This window comes from Ruegeria sp. CDSB117 (assembly GCF_059611005.1).
On sequence record NZ_JBXWOS010000011.1, the window covers coordinates 20,844 to 45,059 of the forward strand.

General features: G+C 55.9%; 21 protein-coding genes and 3 tRNA genes. 11 read left to right on the forward strand and 13 right to left on the reverse strand.

The window, feature by feature from the left end; all coding sequences use genetic code 11:
- Positions 1-230 precede the first annotated feature (230 nt).
- Positions 231-527: a hypothetical protein gene (locus AC2FJC_RS13515; protein WP_496739898.1), complete on the forward strand. Its 297-nt coding sequence runs from the start codon at positions 231-233 to the stop codon at positions 525-527.
- Positions 528-625: 98 nt separating this feature from the next.
- On the opposite strand, the gene AC2FJC_RS13520 is transcribed toward AC2FJC_RS13515, so the two are convergent.
- From AC2FJC_RS13520 to AC2FJC_RS13530, 3 genes are all read right to left on the reverse strand, one after another.
- Entirely contained in the window at positions 626-988 is a 363-nt protein-coding gene (locus AC2FJC_RS13520; RefSeq protein WP_058271500.1) for an SUF system Fe-S cluster assembly protein, read from the reverse strand.
- Positions 989-1,086: 98 nt separating this feature from the next.
- Positions 1,087-1,365: an NfeD family protein gene (locus AC2FJC_RS13525; protein ID WP_113788870.1), complete on the reverse strand. Its 279-nt coding sequence runs from the start codon at positions 1,363-1,365 to the stop codon at positions 1,087-1,089.
- A complete protein-coding gene (locus AC2FJC_RS13530) occupies positions 1,365-2,255 on the reverse strand; it encodes an SPFH domain-containing protein (protein WP_282151106.1) in 891 nt (296 codons plus the stop codon). The genes AC2FJC_RS13525 and AC2FJC_RS13530 overlap by 1 nt, the downstream gene beginning before the upstream one ends.
- A gap of 177 nt (positions 2,256-2,432) precedes the next feature.
- On the opposite strand from AC2FJC_RS13530, the gene AC2FJC_RS13535 reads away from it, so the two are divergent.
- Positions 2,433-3,344, forward strand: a complete 912-nt coding sequence (locus AC2FJC_RS13535; RefSeq protein ID WP_496739899.1) for a nucleoside hydrolase — start codon at positions 2,433-2,435, stop codon at positions 3,342-3,344.
- A 64-nt stretch (positions 3,345-3,408) separates the two neighbouring features.
- Complete coding sequence (gene tgt / locus AC2FJC_RS13540) at positions 3,409-4,539, forward strand: tRNA guanosine(34) transglycosylase Tgt (protein ID WP_496739900.1); 1,131 nt, start codon at positions 3,409-3,411, stop codon at positions 4,537-4,539.
- A gap of 46 nt (positions 4,540-4,585) precedes the next feature.
- Here tgt and AC2FJC_RS13545 read toward each other — a convergent pair whose 3' ends face one another.
- Positions 4,586-5,584, reverse strand: coding sequence for a sugar-transfer associated ATP-grasp domain-containing protein (locus AC2FJC_RS13545; RefSeq protein ID WP_496739901.1), 999 nt, complete (start codon positions 5,582-5,584; stop codon positions 4,586-4,588).
- 512 nt (positions 5,585-6,096) lie between these two features.
- On the opposite strand from AC2FJC_RS13545, the gene lon reads away from it, so the two are divergent.
- Positions 6,097-8,505 carry an endopeptidase La gene (gene lon / locus AC2FJC_RS13550; protein ID WP_058277828.1) on the forward strand — a complete coding sequence of 803 codons (2,409 nt, stop codon included), beginning with the start codon at positions 6,097-6,099 and terminating at the stop codon, positions 8,503-8,505.
- A gap of 52 nt (positions 8,506-8,557) precedes the next feature.
- Here lon and AC2FJC_RS13555 read toward each other — a convergent pair whose 3' ends face one another.
- Entirely contained in the window at positions 8,558-10,144 is a 1,587-nt protein-coding gene (locus tag AC2FJC_RS13555; RefSeq protein WP_496739902.1) for an APC family permease, read from the reverse strand.
- Positions 10,145-10,271: 127 nt separating this feature from the next.
- Positions 10,272-10,346 (reverse strand) — tRNA-Val (locus AC2FJC_RS13560).
- Positions 10,347-10,557: 211 nt separating this feature from the next.
- Between AC2FJC_RS13560 and AC2FJC_RS13565 the strand changes: the two genes are divergently transcribed.
- From AC2FJC_RS13565 to uvrA, 3 genes are all read left to right on the forward strand, one after another.
- Positions 10,558-10,634 (forward strand) — tRNA-Asp (locus tag AC2FJC_RS13565).
- Between the two features lie 46 nt (positions 10,635-10,680).
- Positions 10,681-10,757: transfer RNA gene (locus AC2FJC_RS13570), tRNA-Asp, on the forward strand.
- A 176-nt stretch (positions 10,758-10,933) separates the two neighbouring features.
- Positions 10,934-13,792 carry an excinuclease ABC subunit UvrA gene (uvrA, locus tag AC2FJC_RS13575; RefSeq protein WP_496739903.1) on the forward strand — a complete coding sequence of 953 codons (2,859 nt, stop codon included), beginning with the start codon at positions 10,934-10,936 and terminating at the stop codon, positions 13,790-13,792.
- A gap of 9 nt (positions 13,793-13,801) precedes the next feature.
- Here the strand turns inward: uvrA and AC2FJC_RS13580 are convergent, their stop codons facing one another.
- The 5 genes from AC2FJC_RS13580 to AC2FJC_RS13600 all read right to left on the reverse strand — a co-directional run bounded on the left by AC2FJC_RS13580 (position 13,802) and on the right by AC2FJC_RS13600 (position 18,531).
- Positions 13,802-14,134: a hypothetical protein gene (locus AC2FJC_RS13580; protein ID WP_282118530.1), complete on the reverse strand. Its 333-nt coding sequence runs from the start codon at positions 14,132-14,134 to the stop codon at positions 13,802-13,804.
- A 97-nt stretch (positions 14,135-14,231) separates the two neighbouring features.
- Positions 14,232-15,104: a 3-hydroxyisobutyrate dehydrogenase gene (mmsB, locus tag AC2FJC_RS13585; protein ID WP_496739904.1), complete on the reverse strand. Its 873-nt coding sequence runs from the start codon at positions 15,102-15,104 to the stop codon at positions 14,232-14,234.
- A gap of 3 nt (positions 15,105-15,107) precedes the next feature.
- On the reverse strand, positions 15,108-16,148 hold the full coding sequence (locus tag AC2FJC_RS13590; RefSeq protein WP_496739905.1) for an enoyl-CoA hydratase/isomerase family protein: 1,041 nt from the start codon (positions 16,146-16,148) through the stop codon (positions 15,108-15,110).
- A 7-nt stretch (positions 16,149-16,155) separates the two neighbouring features.
- Complete coding sequence (locus AC2FJC_RS13595; RefSeq protein WP_496739906.1) at positions 16,156-17,298, reverse strand: acyl-CoA dehydrogenase family protein; 1,143 nt, start codon at positions 17,296-17,298, stop codon at positions 16,156-16,158.
- A 117-nt stretch (positions 17,299-17,415) separates the two neighbouring features.
- Positions 17,416-18,531 carry a carboxylate-amine ligase gene (locus AC2FJC_RS13600; RefSeq protein ID WP_496739907.1) on the reverse strand — a complete coding sequence of 372 codons (1,116 nt, stop codon included), beginning with the start codon at positions 18,529-18,531 and terminating at the stop codon, positions 17,416-17,418.
- A gap of 139 nt (positions 18,532-18,670) precedes the next feature.
- Between AC2FJC_RS13600 and AC2FJC_RS13605 the strand changes: the two genes are divergently transcribed.
- Together AC2FJC_RS13605 and AC2FJC_RS13610 are read left to right on the forward strand one after the other, a co-directional pair.
- A complete protein-coding gene (locus tag AC2FJC_RS13605; RefSeq protein ID WP_496739908.1) occupies positions 18,671-19,522 on the forward strand; it encodes a class I SAM-dependent methyltransferase in 852 nt (283 codons plus the stop codon).
- A gap of 71 nt (positions 19,523-19,593) precedes the next feature.
- Positions 19,594-20,070, forward strand: a complete 477-nt coding sequence (locus tag AC2FJC_RS13610; RefSeq protein ID WP_496722649.1) for a fasciclin domain-containing protein — start codon at positions 19,594-19,596, stop codon at positions 20,068-20,070.
- A gap of 53 nt (positions 20,071-20,123) precedes the next feature.
- On the opposite strand, the gene AC2FJC_RS13615 is transcribed toward AC2FJC_RS13610, so the two are convergent.
- Together AC2FJC_RS13615 and AC2FJC_RS13620 are read right to left on the reverse strand one after the other, a co-directional pair.
- A complete protein-coding gene (locus AC2FJC_RS13615; RefSeq protein ID WP_496722651.1) occupies positions 20,124-20,723 on the reverse strand; it encodes a L,D-transpeptidase in 600 nt (199 codons plus the stop codon).
- Positions 20,724-21,128: 405 nt separating this feature from the next.
- The gene (locus tag AC2FJC_RS13620) at positions 21,129-22,628 is read right to left on the reverse strand and encodes a CoA-acylating methylmalonate-semialdehyde dehydrogenase (RefSeq protein ID WP_496739909.1); all 1,500 of its coding nucleotides are present in this window, start codon (positions 22,626-22,628) and stop codon (positions 21,129-21,131) included.
- Positions 22,629-22,732: 104 nt separating this feature from the next.
- Between AC2FJC_RS13620 and AC2FJC_RS13625 the strand changes: the two genes are divergently transcribed.
- Positions 22,733-23,635, forward strand: coding sequence for a LysR family transcriptional regulator (locus tag AC2FJC_RS13625; RefSeq protein WP_496739910.1), 903 nt, complete (start codon positions 22,733-22,735; stop codon positions 23,633-23,635).
- Positions 23,636-23,695: 60 nt separating this feature from the next.
- On the forward strand, positions 23,696-24,133 hold the full coding sequence (locus AC2FJC_RS13630; RefSeq protein ID WP_058271514.1) for a CBS domain-containing protein: 438 nt from the start codon (positions 23,696-23,698) through the stop codon (positions 24,131-24,133).
- Positions 24,134-24,216 lie beyond the last annotated feature (83 nt).

The window sequence follows — 24,216 nt, forward strand, 5'->3', positions numbered from 1 at the left end:
CCGTTGCGCTACGTTATCCCCAATCTAGGGCCGAGAGGCGTCAGGCTCAAGACATAGCAGACCTGCTGACCTAAGTTTTACCGGCAGTGACGCTGCCAAACGACCAATTGCCACAGCAAACTTGCGTCCCTCACGGTCTTCGCCTTAGCCTGACGGTTGTAACAAGATATTTGAGCGAAGGGCGAATAAAGATGGTAGTGAACAGGCATTTCCGCAGAAAAATCATAACGATGCAAGTTGTAGCCACAGTCTTTCTGACCGCAGGTTTGGGGCATGCAGCAACGGATGGCGCGCGGCATCCGGTGAATTGCGCAACCGCTGAGGGGGATCTTCGGGCCATCGCCGCAGAAAAGAAGCACGCAGAAGACCAGCAGGCAGAAAGTATCATTGCGATCACTCCTGCCGGTGCATTGCTGGGACTGGTCACGGGAACCGAGCAAAAAAGGCTCAGCATGTTGAATGGCGATTACGTCAAAGAGCTGGATCAGCGCGCGGCCGAGATAAAATCGACCTGCGGCGTGGAATAGGCCGCTCGGGCCCTTTGATGCAAAAAGGGCTGCCCCGGTTCATGGACAGCCCTTTTTGTTATCCTTCAATGCTTTACTCGGTAAAGCTAAGCGAAATTCTACATGAATCCCAGTTCAAGACGTGCTTCGTCTGACATCATCTCCATGCCCCAGGGGGGCTCCCATGTCAGCTCGACGTCAACTTCTTTGACGCCAGCGACCGGTTCGATGGCCTCGACAATCCAGCCCGGCATTTCACCGGCGACCGGGCATCCGGGTGCGGTCAGTGTCATGATGACCTTCACCGCGTTTTCCTTGGTAATATCGATCGTATAGATCAGACCCAGATCGTAGATATTCACCGGAATCTCGGGATCGAAGACGGATCTGCAAGCCTCGACCACGGAATCGTAGAGTGGATGATCGATGGTCGAAGGCGCGATCAGCGGCGTACCTTCGAACTGTTCACTTGGATGGGTCATTCGTGCCTCGGGGCTGTTACCTGAGAAATTATATAGGGAAAGGCTGGGGCAGCGTCCAGTGGTGCCGTGTGGCCCCCGGGACGCTGCGTCGATTTGGATCAATCGTTGATATCGTGGCGGAAGGTTTTCACCTGGCCATGGGGCAGGGCGAACATGCGCCGCAGGATCAGCCAAGCCACCAGCGAAAGGGCCGCAAAGATCAACAACAGAACTGCCAGGCTTGGAGCAAAACTGGGGATCACAAGCAAAAGCCCTGTGACCGCCGCGCCAATCGCAAAGCCAAGAAAGATGAACCCCGGCAAGACGATCTCAAGTATGCCCAGAGCCAACGCTCCGGCCAGCCAGAGCCACCATGTCAGCCAGATGGGGTCAGCCATTACTTTCCTCCTTTCAACATCTTGAAGGCATCGCCAAACGCCTCCAGCGCATTGGCGGGAACCACGATGGTCTGCGACCCGGTGCCGTTACCCAGCGCGTTCAGGGCTTCGACTTGCTTCAATGCGACCTGATATTGGGCGGCCTCGATACCATTGTCCTGAATGGCCTTGGCGACCACGCCGGTTGCATAAGCTTCGGCCTCGGCCTGGATGCGGCGGGCTTTTGCGGTCTGCTCGGCCGCGTAGAGTTCCGCGTCGGCATTCAATTCGACCGAACGTTTCTGACCTTCAGCCTCGGTCACCTGCGCGCGGCGGGCGCGTTCGGCGTTCAACTGCTGCAACATCGCATCGCGTGTGGCCTGATCCAGGTTTACGTCCAGAATCTCGGCGCGGGTGACTTCGATCCCCCAGTCGTCAACGGCAGTTTCGACGCTTTCCTGAATGCGTTCAATCAGTTGCGCGCGATTGGACTGCACCTCATCCAGATCCATTTTACCGATTTCGGCACGGACGATACCTGCAACGGTTGTTGCAATCGCTCCGTCGACGTCACGGATACGGTACACGGTCTTTTCCGGTTCAAGAATGCGGTAGAACACCGAGGTATCGATCTGAACCAGAACGTTGTCCTTGGTGATCGCGTCCTGCGTCGCATTCGGTAGCTGGCGTTCAAGAATGGATATCTTGTGACGCGCAACATCAAGAAAAGGAACGATAAAGTTGATTCCGGGGCCAAGCACCGAGTGCAGGCGGCCAAAGCGTTCAACCACGTATTTTTCGGACTGAGGCACAATTTTGATGCCTTTGAAAATAACGACGACAATCAGAACTGCCGCAAGCAGGTAAATGATGTTCGATGTTAGCAATCCAATGATCTGTTCTTCGGTCATATCTGTCCTCTGTATTTTTGTGTACTATGGTATACACTTGGGGATTGACTCGCCCATTTTCAACTCTGGTATGGCGGGAATGGAGATAGATGCAAATCTCTGAAAACCACAATGTAGCGTGGAATATTTTGAATGTGGCTGCTTTGCATCCGGTTGTGATTGCGCTATCGGGCGGGGATGAAACTGATAATTGATACAGATCCGGGCATCGACGATGCGATGGCCATTGCCTATGCCGCCGCTGCACCAGAAATAGACCTGATCGGCCTGACCACGGTTTTCGGCAACACGCATGTGCACCAATCCAGCCGCAACGCGCGGTTCTTGCTCCATAAACTGGGACTGGACGCGCCAGTGGCTGAGGGGGCGCCGCTCCCAGTTGGTGCGACCACATACGACCCGGCCGAGCACGTGCACGGCCCCGAAGGATTCGGTGATTTGACTGACATCCCGCAGATTGGGGAAAATCACCCCCTGACAGCGGCTGAATTCCTTGTCGAGCAGGCGCGGGAACACAAAGGTGAGCTGGTCGTCTGCGCCATTGGTCCGTTGACCAATGTCGCCGATGCAATGCGGTTGGACCCAGAGTTTGCAGGCAACATCAAGCGACTGGTGATCATGGGCGGTGCCGTGTTTTGCCCCGGGAACATCACGGAGCATGCCGAGGCCAACATCTATCACGATGCACAGGCCGCGGATGCAGTGTTCGCGTCTCCGCCAGATACTGTTCTGGTCGGCTTGGATGTCACGCTGAAAACTCTGTACGAGACTGCGGATTTTGATGCATTGGCGGCGCGTTCCGCTGACATGGGCAGTTTCCTGCGCGACATCTCGAAATTTTATCTGAAGTTCTACAAGGATATCGGCGGATTAGAAGGGTGCGGCCTGCACGACTCGACGGCTGTGATTGCCTGTACCCACGAACCCATGTTCGAGATAGTCGAAACCGGGCTTCAGGTTGAGGTAGATGGTCCGCAAATCGGGGCAACCCGACCGGATGCCAACAGACCAACAGTGCGCGTATGCCGGGATGTGGATGGGGCAGGGGTTGTCAGCCTGTTCACTGACCGCGTTGCGTCATTGCCCTGACGGCTTGCAATACCAGCGAAGATCGGGCAATTGCTGCCCGGTTTAGCGACCCTGAGGCATTCACATGACAGACCGTTTCTCATTTGACCTGAAAGCCACGGATGGCAAAGCACGCACCGGGGTAATCCATACTCCACGCGGTGAGGTGCGCACGCCGGCCTTTATGCCGGTTGGCACGGCGGCAACGGTCAAAGCGATGATGCCGGAAAGCGTACGCGCCACAGGGGCGGACATCCTGTTGGGCAACACCTATCACTTGATGCTGCGCCCGACAGCCGAGCGGATCGACCGTTTGGGCGGGTTGCACAAGTTCATGAATTGGGAACGGCCGATACTGACGGATTCAGGTGGGTTTCAGGTTATGTCGCTGGCCGGGTTGCGCAAGCTGACTGAAAAGGGTGTGACCTTCAAATCTCATATCGACGGCTCGCGCCACGAATTGACGCCTGAGCGATCGATGGAGATTCAGCGCCTGTTGGGGTCCGACATCGTCATGTGTTTCGACGAATGCCCAGCGTTGCCCGCTGACCGGGATCGCATTGCCGAGTCGATGCGCCTGTCGATGCGGTGGGCCGAGCGGTCGCGTGACGCTTTCGGGGATCGTCCCGGTCACGCTTTGTTCGGCATTCAGCAGGGCGGGCTTGAGCAGGATTTCCGCGAGGAATCGGCCGAGGCGCTGAAAGAGATCGGTTTCGAAGGTTACGCCGTCGGTGGACTTGCCGTGGGTGAAGGCCAAGAGGCGATGTTCGACGTGCTGGACTTTGCGCCGGACATGCTGCCGGTCGACAAACCACGTTATCTGATGGGCGTTGGAAAACCGGATGATATCGTCGGCGCCGTTGCGCGTGGCATTGACATGATGGATTGTGTGCTGCCGTCCCGCTCGGGGCGCACAGGGCAGGTATTCACGCGCTACGGCGTGGTGAACATCAAGAATGCCCGGCATTCCGACGATCCGCGCCCGTTGGATGAACTCTGTACGTGTCCTGCCTGTTCAAACTACTCCCGCGCCTATCTGCACCACGTGTTCCGCTCGAACGAGATGATCTCGGGTATGCTGCTGACCTGGCATAATCTGCACTATTTCCAAGAGATCATGCAGGGCATGCGCGACGCCATCGCCGCCGGAACATTCGATGCCTGGCAGGTCGAGTTCCACGCACAGCGTGCGCAGGGGGATATTGAACCAGTCTAGGCATGGCGAGGTTTGGGAAGGTTCCTCACCTTCCCAAAACAGACTGTTAACGCCTAAAACCAAGCAGTGAACGCCGTTTTTTGTTCGGCGCTTGACCGAAGTCATAACCAAAGCTCTCAAAAAAATCCCGGACTTCTTTTGTAAGCATTCCGCGACCAGTCGCGTATTGAGGTAAGTCGAAACCGCCGCCGTAATTCAATTCAACAACAACGGGGCCTAACTCAGTAATTGCGATGTCGGTGGATTGATAACGTATCGGCGCAAAGGTTCGGGCAGCACGGCTGTTTATCTCGCGCAATTCTTGCCAGTAGGGCAATTGCATTCCCATCAAACCGGCTGTTTCGGGGTGATCTTCCAGAAAGGTAACCTCCATGCCATCACGCCGAGTGACGGTAGTGATTTTTCCAGTCTCGGGGTCAATCGCACAAGCTAGATTACCGGGGCGCCAAAAGGCATCAGCGATATTGTCGTTTTGGGGCAGCTTGATCACTGCGATCGGACAAAAAACGTCGTCCTCGCGAAGCAGGTTCACCATTCTAATCGTGGCCAGAGCAGAAGCATACGGCCTGAGGGCTGAATGATTGTGAAGCAAAGGTTGCAAGACATACGAGTTCTGCCCAACGGTTTCTGACAAGAATTCTTCGTATGGTACAGGGTTCATCCCCGCGCATGTTAAAGTATCATTATCAGCGTTCTGGATTCGGAATGCGCCAAAGCTGACCATCCCTTCAGTAATTTTCCCAAACAGGCCCGTTTGTAGATTGTCCAGTGCCGTTTCGCGTAGTTCATCCGCAGTGCAGATCTTTTTTATGCCTGGAAATACACGTGAGGTTTGGTCGATTACGCCCACAATGTCCAGGACCGGCACATCCACCTCATTGAGCAGAGTTGTCGCTAATACTTTGTCTTCAGCTGCGCTTTGCCAGCCAGTGTGGTTGCAAATATGCGTGATTGGACAGTGAAGATCGTTTGAAATGTACTCGGATCTTTGAGCGTCTGAGAACCGATCAGAATGATGCAGCCCGTTACGCACATATTCGGCCATGTTCAATCTGCTGTGCGACTTGGCTATTTTGTTAAACTCGCGCTGAATCTGAACTGGGGACCGGCCGGACGATTTTGCCGCGTGTGTTAGCAACGCGGTATGATCAGAGTCTCGGGCAGACAATTACTTTTCATAGTCAATATCCGCGGCGCTTGTGGGGTTTGACGCTGTCATGGCAGAGATCTCCACGTTCGATTTATTGGTTCCATTTTGGAAACTGTTTTGAGCGGAAAAATGGCAGTTTTATGACTTGTTGCCGGAATATTTAGTTGGGTTCCTACAGAGATTGCCGGACAAGGTATTCTCTTCTATCCAGCTCGGCCCCAGAAATTAGCTTCTGTGGTCCTGTTATCGGCTTGCCGATCTTTCTGGTTCGCGTCATGGTGATGGTCAAAAGGGAAGGTTGAATTGTGTGCCCATGTGCACCATTTCTTCACTCTAAAGTACAGGAGACGGACAGGCGTTGCCTCGATGAGGGACCAGAGCCGTCTTGCCAATGATAAGGATAGAGCATGCAAGAGCCCCTGAACTCCTCATACCCAGTGCTGCCGCTGCGCGATATCGTGGTTTTCCCGCATATGATCGTGCCGCTGTTCGTCGGTCGGGAAAAATCCGTCCGAGCGCTGGAAGAAGTGATGCAGGACGACAAGCAGATTCTGTTGTCCAGCCAGATCGACCCGAGCGACGATGACCCAACTGAGGACGGCATCTACCGGTCCGGTGTGCTGGCCAATGTACTGCAATTGCTGAAATTGCCGGACGGCACCGTGAAGGTGCTGGTCGAGGGGCAAGCCCGTGTGATGATCACGGAATTCCTTGAAAACGAAGAATTTTTTGAGGCGCGCGCCGAGTATTTGACCGAAATTCCGGGCGACGTAACGACAACCGAAGCACTGCAGCGCACGGTTGCGGATGAATTCGAGCGTTACGCGAAAGTGCGCAAAAACATCCCCGAAGAAGCGTTGACCGCAGTTGGAGAATCCACCGAACCGGCAAAGCTGGCTGACCTTGTGTCGGGTCATTTGGGGATTGAAGTTGAACAAAAGCAAGACCTGCTGGAAACCCTCAGCGTCAGCGAGCGACTTGAGAAGGTCTATGGCCTGATGCAGGGCGAAATGTCGGTTCTGCAGGTCGAGAAAAAGATCAAGACCCGCGTCAAAACCCAGATGGAGAAGACGCAGCGCGAGTACTATCTGAATGAGCAGATGAAGGCCATTCAGAAGGAACTTGGTGATGGCGAAGACGGCAGCAATGAAGTTGCTGAACTGGAAGCCAAGATCGAAGAGACCAAGCTTTCGAAAGAGGCGCGCGAAAAGGCCGAAGGCGAGCTGAAAAAGCTGCGCAACATGAGCCCGATGTCGGCTGAGGCCACCGTCGTACGCAACTATCTGGATTGGATTCTGGCCTTGCCGTGGGGTACCAAATCCCGCGTCAAAAAGGATCTGGGCCGCGCGCAGGACATTCTGGATGCCGACCACTATGGCCTTGAGAAGGTCAAGGAACGGATCGTCGAATATCTGGCTGTTCAGCAACGTTCGAAAAAGCTGAAGGGCCCGATCATGTGCCTTGTTGGCCCTCCGGGTGTGGGTAAAACCTCGCTTGGTAAGTCGGTTGCACGTGCGACGGGGCGTGAGTTCATCCGCATCTCGCTGGGCGGTGTGCGTGACGAGTCCGAGATCCGTGGCCACCGTCGGACCTATATCGGTTCGATGCCTGGTAAGATCATCCAGGCGCTGAAAAAGGCGAAGACCACAAACCCGCTCATCCTGCTCGACGAGATCGACAAGATGGGGCAGGACTTCCGTGGTGACCCGGCTTCGGCGATGCTCGAGGTGTTGGACCCGGAACAGAACAGCACGTTCATGGATCACTATCTTGAGGTCGAATACGACCTGTCCAACGTGATGTTCCTGACCACATCCAACAGCTACAACATGCCAGGGCCCCTGCTGGACCGGATGGAGATCATTCCGCTGGCCGGCTATACCGAGGACGAAAAAAGTGAGATCGCCAAGCAGCATCTGATCAGCAAGCAGGTGAAGAACCACGGCCTGAAGGCCAAAGAGTTCGAACTTACCGATGACGCGCTGCATTCGATCATCCGCACTTACACGCGGGAAGCTGGCGTTCGGAACCTAGAACGTGAAATCGCCAAGGTGGCGCGGAAGTCGCTGACCAAGATCATCAAGAAAGAGGCTGAATCGGTGACGGTGACGCCAGACAATCTGGATGAGTTCCTGGGCGTTCCCAAGTTCCGCTATGGTTTGGCCGAACAGGACGATCAGGTTGGTGTTGTCACCGGTCTGGCGTGGACATCGGTCGGTGGTGATCTGCTGCATATTGAGGCGCTGAAGCTGCCGGGCAAGGGCCGGATGAAGACCACCGGCAAGCTGGGCGATGTGATGAAGGAATCCATCGATGCGGCGTCGTCTTATGTGCGGTCAATTTCGCCTCAGATTGGGGTGAAGCCACCCAAGTTCGACAAGATAGACATCCACGTGCACGTGCCGGATGGTGCGACTCCGAAAGACGGGCCTTCGGCTGGTCTGGCCATGGTGACCTCGATCGTATCCGTGCTGACCGGTATTCCGGTTCGCAAGGACATCGCGATGACGGGTGAGGTTTCGTTGCGCGGAAATGCGATGCCGATTGGTGGTTTGAAAGAGAAACTGCTGGCGGCCCTTCGCGGTGGCATCAAGACTGTTCTGATCCCGGAAGAGAACGAAAAGGACCTGGCCGAGATCCCGGACAACGTGAAAGAAGGTCTGAAGATCATTCCGGTCGAGCACGTGTCCGAAGTTCTCAAACTGGCGCTGGTGCGTGAGCCGGAAGCGATTGAGTGGGATGAGGCCGCGGAAGAGGCTGCCGCAGCCGCCGCGAAGGCCACTGAAAGCGCGAGCCCGTCAGCTACGACGCACTAAGCGATAGGCGATAGACAAAGAAAAGGCGGGGTATTCCCCGCCTTTTTCTTTTTCAGAAGCCGATAACGGGTTTCTTCGGGTCCAGAACTTCTTCCTCGGCGATGTAAGTCTGAAACTTTTTGGCGGACAGGGAGGATCGGACCGCCAGACCGAAAATGACGATTGAAAACAGGATGCACAGCAAAATATCCCAGCCAAAGGGGATTTGCTTAAGCGCACCTTCCCCGAACTGTCCCAAGAACGAGATCAGGCCGATCCCTCCGAAATAGGGAACCAGCCAAAGGGCCTCGGTCACGTCCATTTCCTCCAGCCGATTGTGGAACCGTGCGAGAAGAAGAACAAACCCGACGATTAACGCTATGCCAAGCCGCCAAACGGTGTCCCAACCGCTCCAATAGACGATGAGTGTGGCGATAGCGAAGGCCGTGATGGCCACCACTTTGACGATGGGGATGCGAATGGAACGCGGGCGGTCCGGCATCAGGCGGCGCAGGCACACAACGGCGATTGGCCCAACGGCGAAAGACACAACGATGGCCGCACCATTCAGAGCAATAACGGTGGTGAACGGGACCGTAAGAAGGAACAGGATTCCGATCAGAAAGTTCAGAGCCAAGGCCCACAAGGGCACCCCAAATGAAGACAGTAGTTGCAAACGCTTTGGCAGGAACCCGTTCTGTGACAAGGCCAGTGCAATGCGCGCGTTCGAGCCTGTCGATACCAAACCGTTGCCGAAGGGGCCAATGACCGAGCCTATGTTCAAAACGCTCAGGAACCAGACGATCCCAACCGATAGGATGACCCCGTCCAATGGCCCCTGACCGCTAAAATTCAGGCTTGCCCAGCCGTTCTTTAGCATCTCCGGGTCAAGTGCGCCGATAAACGCGATCTGCAATCCGACATAGATGGCCGCACACAGAATAATAGACAGCACCAGCGCCGCAGGAATGGCCACTTTGGGGTTTCGAACCTCACCAGCCATATCGACCACATGACGGAAACCGATGAAGGAAAAGATGACGCCTCCGGTTGAAACAGCCGCCATGATGCCCTGCAAGCCGTACGGCGCAAAACCACCCGGTTGGGTGAAGTTCCCTGTGTCAAATCGACTTGCGATCAGCAGAACCGACAGAACGATAGGAATGGCAATTTTGGCCCATGTCAGTGTCGCGTTGACTTGCGTGAAGAATTTTACCCCCAACGCATTAATGACAACGAACAACAACATGAAAAACAACGCCACGGCGATACCCGCGCCGGTCAAATCGCCCGTATCGGCTGTGTGCAGCCAGGGAGCGTAAGGCCCGAGGTATTTCAGCATCGCCTCGACCTCAATCGGGGCGGTGGTGTTGTAGCCAATCCAGGCGGTCCACCCCATTGCCATCGAAACGATGTTCCCGTGCGAAAACTGGGGGACGCGGGCGATCCCTCCGGGAATGGGCAGCATGGCCGAAATCTCGGCGAAGGTTATCGCAAGAACGAACATGGCCACCGCGCCAATGATCCACGAAAGGATAGCGGCAGGACCTGCGTGTTGAACTGCGAGGAGGGGGCCGAACAACCAGCCGGAACCGATAATTCCACCGACCGAAATGAAGGTCAGGCCGACAAGGCCAATATCCCGTTTCAATTTGGCCATGCGAAACCCCATGCCTCAGCGCCGGTTGATCACACGGCAGATGCAGGAACGATACGCAGCTGAAACACAAGCTGGCAAGCAATGTAATTTCAAGGCCTTAGAAGGCGTTGATTCTGAGGAAGTGGAATGGTGGGTGATAAGAGATTTGAACTCCTGACATCTTCGATGTGAACGAAGCGCTCTACCACTGAGCTAATCACCCATAGGCGCTGCTGTTACAGCGACTCGGATTAGTTGGCAAGATGGCCGGTATTGAATTCGATGCAGCTCATGAAAAGCTGGTTTTGCGGCCTCGGTGGCGGATGGCTCATTCGGAAAAAATCAGGTTCTTCGAAAAAACTTCAAAACGCCGCTTGACGATGTCGGGGCGTAGCCATAATACACCCAAACGTTCAGCGATGAACAGACAGCGGGCGGTTGTAGCTCAGATGGTTAGAGTACCGGCCTGTCACGCCGGGGGTCGCGGGTTCGAGCCCCGTCAACCGCGCCACTGCTGTCAGCCTGGATCCGGGTTAAGGGATCACGAAAATAGATGCGCGGTTGTAGCTCAGTTGGTTAGAGTACCGGCCTGTCACGCCGGGGGTCGCGGGTTCGAGCCCCGTCAACCGCGCCATTTTCCCAAAAGTCAGCGTTGAAATCGTAACTTGTTGCACGCTTCGGCGTGTCAGTTGCGATGCTGCTTTGTTGGATAGGCGAATAAATGACAGTTCTTGCTTTGTTCTGATTTTTCTGTTGGAGTTCCAGCGTCGTTCACCTATTTCTAAGACACTTGTGTGTTGGGGGCCAAAAATGGCTGAGCTGAAGAATATCGAAGTGCGTGGAGCGCGCGAACATAACCTCAAGGGTATCGACGTGGACATCCCACGTGATCAGCTCGTGGTGATCACCGGGCTGTCGGGGTCTGGTAAGTCGTCTTTGGCTTTTGACACGATCTATGCCGAGGGCCAGCGGCGCTACGTTGAAAGCTTGTCAGCCTATGCCCGCCAGTTTCTGGACATGATGGAAAAGCCGGATGTGGATCACATCAGCGGCCTGTCACCAGCCATCTCGATCGAACAGAAGACAACGTCCAAGAACCCGCGTTCGACCGTCGGAACGGTCACCGAGATCTATGACTATATGCGCTTGTTATTCGCCCGGTCCGGAACGCCGTACAGCCCCGCTACTGGGCAGCCGATTGAGGCGCAGCAGGTTCAGGACATGGTCGACCGCATCATGACGATGGAAGAGGGGACGCGCGGATACTTGCTCGCCCCCATCGTGCGCGACCGCAAAGGCGAATACAAAAAGGAATTCCTCGAACTGCGCAAGCAGGGTTTTCAGCGCGTTAAGGTCGACGGAGAATTCTACGAACTGGATGAACCGCCCACGTTGGACAAGAAATATCGCCATGACATTGATGTCGTCGTTGACCGGTTGGTCGTGCGAGAAGGGATGGAGACCCGGCTGGCCGACAGTTTGCGTACCGCGTTGGACTTGGCCGACGGTATCGCCGTTCTGGAAACCGCGCCGCGTGAGGGCGATCCGGAACGGATCACCTTCAGCGAGAATTTTGCTTGCCCGGTCAGCGGCTTCACCATTCCTGAAATCGAACCCCGTTTGTTTTCGTTCAATGCTCCGTTCGGGGCGTGCCCGGATTGTGATGGTCTGGGTGTCGAGCTGTTCTTTGACGAACGCCTTGTGGTGCCGGACCAGACCCTGAAACTATACGATGGGGCGTTGGCGCCCTGGCGCAAGGGAAAGTCGCCGTACTTTCTGCAGACCATCGAAGCGATTGCCCGACACTATGAGTTCGACAAGAACACGCCTTGGAAGGACCTGCCACCAAAGGTGCAGCAAGTGTTTCTACGCGGTTCCGGCGACGAAGAAATCCAATTCCGCTATGATGAAGGCGGGCGGGTCTATCAGGTCACCCGCAGCTTTGAGGGCGTGATCCCGAATATGCAGCGCCGCTATCGCGAGACTGACAGCGCCTGGATTCGGGAAGAGTTTGAGCGGTATCAGAACAACCGTCCCTGTGGTGCCTGTGAAGGCTATCGCCTCCGTCCCGAGGCGCTGGCGGTTAAGATCGCAAGCGCGCATGTCGGGCAGGTTGTTCAGATGTCGATCCGCGAGGCCTTGGCCTGGATCGAAGACGCCCCAAATCACATGAGTGCGCAGAAAAACGAAATCGCGCGTGCCATTCTCAAGGAAATCCGCGAACGGCTTGGATTTCTGAATAACGTTGGTTTGGAATACCTTACGCTGTCCCGCTCAAGTGGTACCTTGTCTGGTGGTGAAAGCCAGCGCATTCGTCTGGCCAGTCAGATCGGATCGGGTTTGACAGGGGTTTTGTACGTTCTGGATGAACCGTCCATCGGTCTGCACCAGCGTGACAACGACCGCTTGCTTGGAACGCTCAAGAATCTGCGTGATCAGGGTAACACCGTGATTGTCGTCGAGCATGACGAGGAAGCAATCCGCGAGGCGGATTTTGTTTTTGACATCGGGCCAGGGGCTGGCGTGCATGGCGGTCAAGTTGTCAGTAAGGGAACGCCTGACCAGATCGCGGCTGATGCGGCCTCTGTGACCGGGCAATACTTGTCGGGAACCCGCGAGATTTCGGTCCCGGCCGAGCGACGCAAAGGGAACAAAAAGAAGGTTACGGTTGTCAAAGCGACCGGGAACAATCTGAAGAACGTGACGGCGGAGTTTCCGCTCGGCAAGTTTGTCTGCGTCACCGGCGTTTCCGGAGGCGGGAAATCGACGCTTACGATTGAAACACTGTTCAAAACCGCTTCGATGCGTTTGAACGGCGCACGGCAAACGCCGGCGCCCTGCGAAACCATCAAAGGGTTGGAGCATCTGGACAAGGTCATCGACATTGACCAGCGCCCTATCGGGCGAACTCCGCGTTCAAATCCAGCGACTTACACCGGGGCCTTCACGCCGATCCGCGATTGGTTTGCCGGTCTGCCCGAGGCAAAGGCGCGCGGCTATAAGCCCGGACGGTTCAGCTTTAACGTCAAGGGTGGTCGTTGCGAGGCCTGTCAGGGTGACGGCGTCATCAAGATTGAGATGCATTTCCTGCCCGATGTTTACGTCACCTGCGAAACCTGTAAGGGCGCGCGGTACAACCGCGAAACGCTGGAGATCAAGTTCAAAGGCAAGTCTATCGCCGATGTCCTTGATATGACCGTCGAAGACGCGCAGGAGTTCTTTAAGGCCGTGCCGTCGATCCGCGATAAAATGGACGCACTGGCGCGGGTCGGGCTTGGTTATATTAAGGTTGGGCAGCAGGCGACCACACTTTCGGGAGGTGAAGCGCAGCGCGTGAAGCTTTCAAAAGAATTGTCCAAACGCTCGACCGGGCGGACTTTGTATATTCTGGATGAACCAACCACTGGCCTACATTTCGAAGACGTGCGCAAGTTATTGGAAGTGCTGCATGAACTGGTCGATCAGGGCAATACTGTCGTTGTGATTGAACACAATCTGGATGTCGTCAAAACCGCCGACCACATCATTGATATTGGCCCGGAAGGCGGCGATGGCGGTGGTGAAATCGTGGCAACCGGGACGCCCGAGAATGTGGCCGAGGTCGACCGCAGCCATACCGGCAGGTATCTCAAACCGATGTTGGACGGTGCGCGCGTTGCTGCGGAATAGTGCAGTTCTTTAGTAAAGAATATCAGCCACTGCGCCGATCAGGTTCAGCACCTTTTGCGTTTCGGGGTCGACACGATAAACGTAATCGCCCGCGCGAATGTAGGATCCGCCGCGATTCAGACCATAACGGTAGGGATCATTGATCCAGCGATAGTCGCGCGTGATATAGTCGCCCTTTTTGTACTGGTTTTTTACCTGACCCGGCGGAACACAGGGCACTGCTTTTTTTGCCAAGCCAGGCGGGCAATGACCCGCCTTACTCTTTCCGTTCCCTGCAATTGCTGTAGCCGGACTCAATGAAAGCGCGACAATGGTCAAAGTAACAGACAGAATTCGCGACATCATGTTTCCTTTCGCGTTAAAGCGCGGTTAGGAAACAGATGGCCGCTGTTTGTCCGCCGGTCAACCCGATGGGCAGGAAGTTGCCACCCTGCGGCGCCTAGCTCCTGGTACGGTTTTCAAAACGTGGCAGCATGGCGGAAAAATCCTTGCCCAGCCCGTCTTCGGATTCGACGAATTTCTCATATAGCGCCGTTGCAACCTGTCCCATGGGCGTGTCTGCGTTCGAACTTTCAGCAGCTTGCTGGCTGAGGCGAAGATCTTTCAGCATCAGTTCAGCCGCGAAACCGGGCTGATAGCCGTTGTCCGCGGGGCTTGCAGGGCCGACACCTGGGGCAGGGCAATAGGCGTTCATCGTCCAGCTATAGCCCGAAGACGTGCTGACCACATCGAACATCTTTTGCCGATCCAACCCAAGCTTGTCGGCCAGCGCAAAGGCTTCGCAGGTGGCGATCATGGTTACGCCCAGGATCATGTTGTTGCAAATCTTGGCCGCTTGACCAGCACCGGATTCGCCGCAATGCACAGCCTTCTGACCCATGATGTCGAACAGCGGCGATGCCTTTTCAAACGCCGCGTCGCTACCGCCTGCCATGAAAGTCAGGGTACCCGCTGCCGCACCGCCGATACCACCTGACACAGGGGCGTCGACTGCAAGAACGTCCGCTTCCTTGGCCTGCTCAGCGACGGCACGGGCGCTGTCGACATCGACCGTTGAACAGTCGATCCAGACCGCGCCGGGTCTCATGGCGGGAATGATCTCATTTGCCACCGCCCGCAGGATTTGCCCGTTTGGCAGCATGGTCACGACGATATCGGCATCGGTCGCGGCCTCAGGACCGGAGCTGGCCATAGTGACACCCGGCACGGTGACATCCGCCATATCAAAGCCGCTGACATCATGCCCTGCTTTGGCAAGGTTGGCCGCCATCGGATTGCCCATGTTGCCCAGACCGATAAACCCGATTTTCATTTCTTAATCCTCCTCAAAAGTCAGCGTGTCCGCGCCCAAAGGTTGTAGCATCTTTGAAACAGCGACAGCCGGTACGTCTTGGTTCTGATGGCGCCAGCTCGGGTTGCGATCCTTGTCGATGATCTGCGCCCGAATACCTTCCAGAAAATCCCCGTGTTCCATTGCGCGATAGGTGAAGCGATACTCCAGTTCCAACGCCTTGCGTATGGTCAGGTTTGGAGTGCGGAGACGGTGCAGCATCTCGATCGTGCAGGCCATGGAGAGTGGTGAATTACGCCCGATCAACTTCAGCGCGTCAGCGGCGGCGTCATTGTTCGAGTTGCGCAGGCTGTTCTGGATATCTCCAAGCGTTTCGCCCCCGAAATCCGTCTCAATTGCATCTTGCATTGCGACCAACGAGCCTTGGGGCGGCGTTTCGGAATGGCTTTCAAGAATGCTGGCGTCGCCGGATGCTTCAAGCATGTCGATCAGATCCGACCATTGCTGGATCGGAATGTAATGATCTGCGAAACCGGCCAGAATGGCATCGGCTGGCCCCATGCGATGCCCTGTTGTGCCGAGGTATTCGCCCAACCTTCCGGGCGCAAGCGCCAGCATCAGCGTGCTGCCGACATCCGGAACCAAACCGATCGAGCATTCGGGCAGGGCGATTTGCGACGTTTCACCCACGATGCGATGGCTGCCATGGCACCCGATGCCGACGCCTCCACCCATGGTGAAACCCTGCAGAAAGCTGACAACCGGCTTTGGGTATTCGAAGATCAGAGCATTCAAGCGGTACTCATCGCGCCAGAACTTTCGGCCGTACTCAAAGTCGCCCTTGGTTCCGGTCTCATAAAGCTCGGCAATGTCACCGCCCGCGCAAAAGGCCTTGTCGCCTTCGGCATCAAGAACAACCAGATCGATCGCATCATCTTCACGCCAGTTGCGCAAGGCGGTGTCGATGGCCAGGCACATATCATAGCTGAGCGCATTCAGCGCCTTGGTCCGGGTCAGGGTGATACGACCGGCGCGGCCTGTAGTGCGAATATAGATGTCCGACATAAAGTCCTCAGCGCTGAGAGAGCATCTGGCGGGCAACGATGACCCTCATGATCTCGTTCGTGCCTTCCAAAATCTGATGCACGCGCAGATCGCGCACAAGCTTTTCGATACCGTAATCGGCCAAATAACCATAGCCGCCATGTAACTGCAGGCACTGATCCACCACTTTCGATCCTGTCTCGGTTACGAATTTCTTGGCCATGGCGCAGAATTTTGTTGCATCGGGTGCGCCTTGATCCAGTTTCCACGCCGCCTGACGTAGGAAGGTCCGGGCGGCTTGCAGCTCGATCTCCATATCTGCCAGACGGAACTGCAGGGCCTGAAACTGGTCGATAGATTGTCCGAAAGCCTTCCGCTCGGACATATACTGCAGGGTCATGTTCAACCCGGATTGCGCGGCACCCAATGAACACGAGGCGATGTTCAGACGTCCGCCATCCAGACCCATCATTGCGTATTTAAAACCGTCGCCTTCGACACCGACAAGGTTGTCGGAGGGGATCTTGCAATCGTCGAACTGTACCTGAGCAGTAGGCTGGCTTTTCCACCCCATCTTTTGTTCAAGCGCGCCAAAGCTCAGGCCTGGGGTGCCATCCTCGACATAAACCGTCGAAATGCCCTTGGGGCCATCCTGACCGGTGCGCACCATGCAGACATAGGCATCCGAGTATCCGCTGCCCGAGATAAACGCCTTGGTACCGTTCAGGGTATAGCCTTCGTTTGTGCGTTCAGCGCGGGTTTTCAAAGCGGCCGCGTCAGAACCCGATCCGGGCTCGGTCAGACAATAGCTGAGCACGGTGTTCAAGCTAAGAACATCGGGCATGATGCGGGATTTCAGCTCGTCACTGGCAAAGTTGTCCAGCATCTTGGCGCACATGTTGTGGATCGACAGAAAGGCCGCGACAGAGGGGCAGGCCATCGACAAAGCCTCGAATACAAGCGTGGCGTCCAGACGCGTCAAGCCAGAGCCGCCGCTGTCTTCAGAAACATAAAGACCGCCGAAGCCCAACTCACCAATGCGCGGCCACAGGTCTTTGGGGATGGTGCCTTCGGCCTCCCACTGGCGGGCATATGGAGCGATGTTTTCCTGCCCGAAATCATGGGCCATGTCGAAGATCGCATTCTGCTCTTCGGTTGTTGCGAAATCCATGGCTTGCCTCCCACGCTGCCCGGTGAATTGAACGAGTGTTTATTTCCCAATCCTTACAGAAATTTTGCACGGCCAGCAATCACCGGCACAATCATCTGCAGGAAATGTCAGGGGCGTTCAGAGATCCTGATGAAACTCGTCGATCAGGTGCTGAACCACGGCTTTTCCCGGATCATCGCCTTTTGCAGCAGCTTCGGCATGTATCCGGCGCTGGCGGGTGGCCGAGGTGCCGTTCTGGGCAATTTGCTGCAGCTTCGCCAACTCGGTCATGGTGCCCAAGGCTTCTGCATCTTCGGCGAGTAAGCCCATCAGTTCGCCCATGAGTTCCGGCATAGGTTTGATCGAGCGATCTCCGAAGTCGATCATGCCTTCGCCCACGCCATAGCGTTGCGCGCGCCAGCGATTTTCGCCAATCAGGAACCGATCATATTGCCGCCACCTGAGGTTTCGGTCTTTCAGACGGCATAGCATGCGCGTTAACGCCTGCACCATCGCGGCCAGAGAAAGTGCATGTTCCATGCGGGGCTGCACGTCCATGATCCGGGTTTCCAGCGTTGGATATTGGTGCGACGGTCGCAAATCCCACCAGATTTTCGTGGTGTCTTCGATCACGCCCAGTTCGACCAGAACGCCAGTAGTACGCTCATATTCGGACCAGCCGGAAAAGATCGGCGGGAGTCCGGTGCGGGGCAAGTTGTCAAAAACCGTTAACCTGTACGAAGACAGACCTGTGTCCTCACCGTTCCAATAGGGCGATGACGTCGACAAGGCCAAGAGATGCGGCAGAAAGTAGGACAGCTGCGGAATCAGGTCGGCGCGCAAGGCTGAATCGGCCACCCCGATATGGACATGCATGCCACAGATCAGCATACGCCGCGCCACTCCGCCCAACGCGTGTTGGAGGGCGTCATATCGGTCTTTGCGCGTATGTTGCTGCTTTTTCCAGTCGGCAAAGGGGTGGCAGGATACAGCGATTGGGGCAAGGTTGTGCTCGGCGGCGCGTTTCGAAACACAGGACCGCAAGCGTTTCAAATCCTCGCGCGCAGAACTGATGGTCACATGCGGCCGCGTACCAACCTCGATCTGACATTGCAGGAATTCGGGGCTGACCTGTCCTTCAAAATCGGCCTGGCAGGCTTCCATCAAGGCGGCAGGCGCTTCGGCGAGTTCCAGACTGTCTCGATCAACGAGCAGATACTCTTCTTCGATGCCCAGCGTAAATTCCTGCTGCATTCCGGCCCTCGCAACTATGTTCTGACCAGTGAATACGGAAATTGTCTTTTTGCCAAGTGTTTGCCAGCTGGGTTCTTGCGAAGCCCCCATACGCACAGGTAAGGAGGCGTCTAGACTGTCACCAAACTCGGAGTCCCCCGTGAAACCAAGGAAATTCCCCCGGCTGAACGCCGTGCTAGACCGGTTTGGTGTGAAACTGATCGACAGAGTAACCGAACGGGACGAGCGCGCGCGCCTTGAGGCGTTTGAACGGGCAGGGGGGCTGACCCACCCGGCCTATGCTCTGTCACCAGGGATGGATGGGTTCGACATCACTCAATTGGTGTCGGAATACCAAGAACACTCTGCTTCTCTGGAAGCTCTGAAAGACCCGGCGCGCAACAAGACCGGATACCGTATCAACAACGGCTACTACGACAGTCCGGATGCGGACGCGCTGTATCTGATGATCCGCCGGTTCAAACCTAAGCGTGTGATCGAGGTGGGTTGCGGCAACTCGACCCGTGTGACGCGACAGGCGGTAATTGACGGCGGGTTGCAGACCATGGTTACCGCAATCGATCCGTATCCACGGGCAGATATCGCGCATGTGGTGGATGAGTTCGAACAAAAACGTCTGGAAGAAGTCGATCCGGCACTGTTCGAGCATCTCGAATCCGGTGACGTGTTGTTTATCGATTCCAGCCACGTTGTTCGCATGAGCAATGACGTCGCGCACCTGTTCTGCCGCATCATTCCGACGCTCAAACCCGGTGTGGTCATTCATGTGCACGATGTTTTTCTGCCCTACGAATATCCCAACCGGTTCTTCTATGATTGCCCGGGCTGGGGTGAGCAGTACATGCTTCATGCACTCCTGCAATCTGGTGCATATTCAATGCTTTGGCCCGGCTATTACCTTCAGCAGGATCGTCCCGATGCGGTCGCGGCCTTGCCGTTTTTGAAGGACGGTCGTGCCCAAAGCATATGGGTTCAGGTCAAAGAAAATTGATCAGTTAGTGATCCGGCGCGACTAAGCGCCCGTACCCCTTTCCATAACAAGCTGGAGAGGAGATGACAGCCATGTTTCGTCGTACGTTTATGGGCGCCGCCGCCGCAATTGCACTGACACTGCCTGTAAAAGCACAGGCTGCAGATATCGTAGATACCGCAGTATCGGCCGGGTCCTTCAACACATTGGTCGCCGCTGTTCAAGCTGCGGGTCTTGTCGACACATTGAAAAGTGACGGACCGTTCACAGTGTTCGCACCGACTGATGAAGCTTTTGCTGCATTGCCCGAAGGAACGGTAGAAACGCTTTTGTTGCCGGAAAACAAAGATCAGCTGGTCGAAATCCTCACCTATCACGTGGTCCCGGCCAAGGTGATGTCGGGTGATATCGCTGGCAAACGTGCGAAGGTGCTTACCGTACAAGGCGACCGTCTGAGCGTGAACGCCAAGAATGGCGTAAAAGTGAACGATGCGAAGGTCGTTCAGGCCGACATCGAAACCAGCAATGGAGTGATCCACGTCGTCGATGCGGTCATACTGCCGGAATAAGACCCCCGTCTGAGAAGAAGAAAGCCCCGGTTCTGATGACCGGGGCTTTTTCGTTAGACTAGTCTGACTTGGGTTCCGACTTTTACCAGAGGATAAAGCTCCTCGACATGTTGGTTATACAGGCCAATGCACCCTGACGAGCTTTGGCGTCCGATCTTTCGCGTATCATGAGTTCCGTGCACAAGATAAGCTGGCCAACCTAGATACATAGCGCGTGTACCCAGCGGGTTGCCGGGCTCCCCGCCTTCCATACGAACCGGCAAAAGCGGGTCGCGTTCGCGCATCGAGGCGGTCGGCGTCCAGCTTGGGTTTTCCGCTTTGCGCACAACTTTGGTATAGCCGCGCTTGGTCAGCTCTTCGCTCATCGGTACCGAACTGGGGTACAGCTTGTAGGTGCCATCGGGTCCCCAATAGTGCACCGCGCGGCTTGTGATATCGGCCAGCAAAGCGCCAGCGCCCAGCTGGTCAAAATGGTCCTGCCAGTTCTGTTGCGAGAAGGACGAGACATTGCGGCGCACCGGCAATTGCGTGCTGATCGCCTCTTCTGTTGTTGGGAAAGCATCTGAACTTTGGGCGCGCAACAGCGTCGGTGTCGCAAGGACGGACGCAGCACCCAGCAAGGCGGTACGACGATTAATACGGGAACTGGACACGGATGCCTCCTGAAGGACTGCTCGAGAGTTTTCAGCAATTTAGTGACTGCGTTGCTTCAGGGCCAGATGCTTGGCTTAAATTTTCCGTGAGATTTACATGTTTCACGCGGTTTTTTGCCTGCTCGGACGAGGAATTGACCGGTGTCCGGACAGGGTTTTGCTGTTTGCCGGATAAGGCTTGGGGTATTTTTCTAACTTGGCCCCTCCATTTCCAAGGGACAGGCCCACAGATGTTCGGAGACCGCACGATATGACCAAGAAATCAGAAACCCTGGAAATTCCCGTATCTTATGAGCTGAAAACCAAATTGGCAGATCTGAGCGAGCTCCTAAACAACTGATACCTTGACGAGGAACGAAAAAGGCCGCCCATTGAGGCGGCCTTTGGTCAATTTGACGCTAAAAATCAGTCCATCGCTTTGAAGTTGAACTCGCCACCTTCTTTGATGCCCGACGGCCAACGGGCCGTAACGGTTTTCGTGCGGGTGTAGAACTTGAAGCTGTCCGGACCGTGCTGGTTCAGGTCACCAAACATGGATTTCTTCCAGCCGCCAAAGGTGTGGTAGGCCAGCGGAACCGGGATCGGAACGTTGATACCGACCATGCCGATATTCACACGGCTGGCAAAGTCGCGCGCGGTGTCGCCATCGCGCGTGAAGATTGCAGTGCCATTGCCGTATTCGTGATCCATCGCCAGTTTCAGCGCTTCTTCATAAGAGCCTGCGCGCACGGTCGACAGAACCGGGCCAAAGATCTCTTGCTTGTAGATGTCCATCTCAGGCGTCACGTTGTCGAAAAGGTGCGGGCCGACAAAGAAGCCGTCCTCATAGCCCTGCAAGCTGAAGTCGCGGTTATCAACAACCAGCTTCGCGCCTTGTTCTACGCCCGAGTTGATCAGACCAAGAATACGCTCTTTGGCAGCACCGGTTACAACTGGGCCCATGTCGACGTCATCGCCGGCAGTGTAGGGGCCGACCTTCAGCTTTTCGACACGCGGGATCAGTTTTTCGATCAGAGCGTCAGCGGTTTCTTCGCCAACAGGCACAGCAACCGAGATGGCCATGCAGCGTTCGCCCGCCGCGCCAAACCCGGCACCGACCAGAGCGTCGGCAGCCTGATCCAAATCCGCGTCAGGCATGACGATCATGTGGTTCTTGGCGCCGCCGAAACACTGCGCGCGCTTACCGTTCGCGGTTGCGCGGGAATAGATGTATTGCGCGATCGGGGTCGAGCCAACAAAGGACACGCCCTGAATGGTATCGCTGTCCAGCAGAGTGTCCACGGCCTCTTTGTCGCCGTTGACGACCTGGAAGACGCCCTTGGGCAGGCCGGCTTCGACGAACAGTTCAGCCAGCATCAGCGGTACCGAGGGGTCACGCTCAGACGGTTTCAGAACCACGGCGTTGCCGCAGGCCAGTGCAGGACCCACGTGCCACAGCGGCATCATGGCCGGGAAATTGAACGGCATGATCGAAGCAACAACACCCAGCGGCTGACGCATCGAATACATGTCAATGCCCGGACCTGCGCTGTCGGTGAATTCACCTTTCAGCATCTGAGGCGCGGCGATGCAGTATTCGATCACCTCAAGACCACGCTGCAGGTCGCCCTTGGCGTCGGGGATGGTTTTACCGTGCTCACGGCTCAGCGCTTCGGCCAGTTTGTCCATGTCACGGTTCATCAGGTGAACCATAGCCATCATGACACGTGCGCGTTTCTGTGGATTGGTTGCCCCCCAGGCCAGCTGCGCGGCGGCTGCGCTTTCGATTGCGGCTGTGGTTTCTGCGGCACTGGCCATAGGGCACTTGTACTGCACCTCGCCAGTGGCGGGGTTAAAGACGTCGGCAAATCGTCCTGAGGTTCCGGCGACATTCTCGCCGTTGATGAAATGGGACAGCTCGGTCATTGCAGATCTCCTCCGATGCGTTTGTGCGCACAATAGGCTTGCATAATTTACTTGAACAGAGGCAATGTCCCAAAGATGTTTTGCAAAAATGCAAAGGGCAGGCGGTGACACCAAACTGGGATGATATGCGGGTCTTTCTGGCCGTCGCGCGAGAAGAAAGCCTTTCGGCTGCCGGGCGTCAGCTGAAGATTGACCCAGCCACCGTCGGGCGGCGGATCGCTCGGTTAGAAGCCTCATTGGAAGCCCCCCTGTTTACCAAGTCGCAACAAGGCTACCTTTTGGCCGCTGCAGGTGAGCGCCTGATGGAACACGGGCTAAAAGCCGAAGAGGCGATGCGCGCGGCGGCTGGCGCGATGGCGGGAACGTCAAAAACGCTCAGCGGACAAATACGGATTGGCGCGCCGGACGGGTCGGCCAACTATCTTTTGCCGCAGGTCTGCGCGAAAATCAGCGATGCAAACCCCGATCTGGATATTCAGATCCTGGCCCTACCGCGCGTGATCAACCTGTCCCGGCGCGAGGCTGATATGGCGGTGACCGTCAGTGCACCAACGGCGGGGAGCCTTCTGGTCCAGAAAATCACCGATTACAAACTGCACCTTGTTGCGACGCGCGACTATCTGACCTCTTACCCGGCAATCCGTTCGATCCAGGACCTGAATGGCCATCGTATGATTGGGTACATTCCCGATATGATCTTTGATCGCGAGTTGGACTATCTTGTTGATATCGGTGTTGACCGTGTCGCGCTTGCATCAAATTCGGTGTCGGTTCAGCTGCGGCAGGCCACGCTTGGAACAGGGGTTTGTGTGGCCCATGATTTTACCCTGCCGTTCCATCCGAACCTGCAGAAAATCCTGACGGATCAGGTGAGTTTGACCCGGAGTTTTCACCTGGTGCGACATCAGGGCGATCAGCGGAATGAAAGGTTGAACCGATTTGCGCAGGCCTTGTCCCAGGGTATTCGGGAAGAGGTTGAGCGGCTTGAGGCTCAAGTGTCACCTTGACAGGTTTAAGCATTCCGGCAACGCTTTGGAAAACAGGACATTATTTCGGAGGTTACGCTTATGCTCGTTCAGGCCATTCTGAAATCCAAGGCCACCGGAGGTGTCGAGACAGTCAGCCCGACAATCACTGTGGCTGACGCCTCGAAAATCCTGGCCGAAAAACGGATCGGGACGGTTGTTGTATCAGAAGATGGCGGCGAAACGGCATCTGGCATCCTTTCCGAGCGGGACATCGTAAGGGAGCTGGCCGCAAGCGGCAGTGGTTGCCTGGCGCAGCCAGTCAGCGCCTATATGACCCGTAACCTTGTGACAGCCACTCAGCAGGACACGGTTCAGGATATCATGACGCGCATGACCGAAGGGCGCTTTCGCCACATGCCCGTTGTTGAAGACGGCAAGCTGGTGGGGATCGTGACGCTGGGCGACGTGGTTAAGGCGCAGCTGGCGGAACTGGCTATGGAAAAAGACGCGCTGCAAGGCATGATCATGGGGCATTGACGCCCTTGATCCCCATAGCTGCCTCTTGCACCTGCGGCGAAGTTATGTTTGCTAGCGCAGAAAGTTTATTGCGCAGGAGGCCA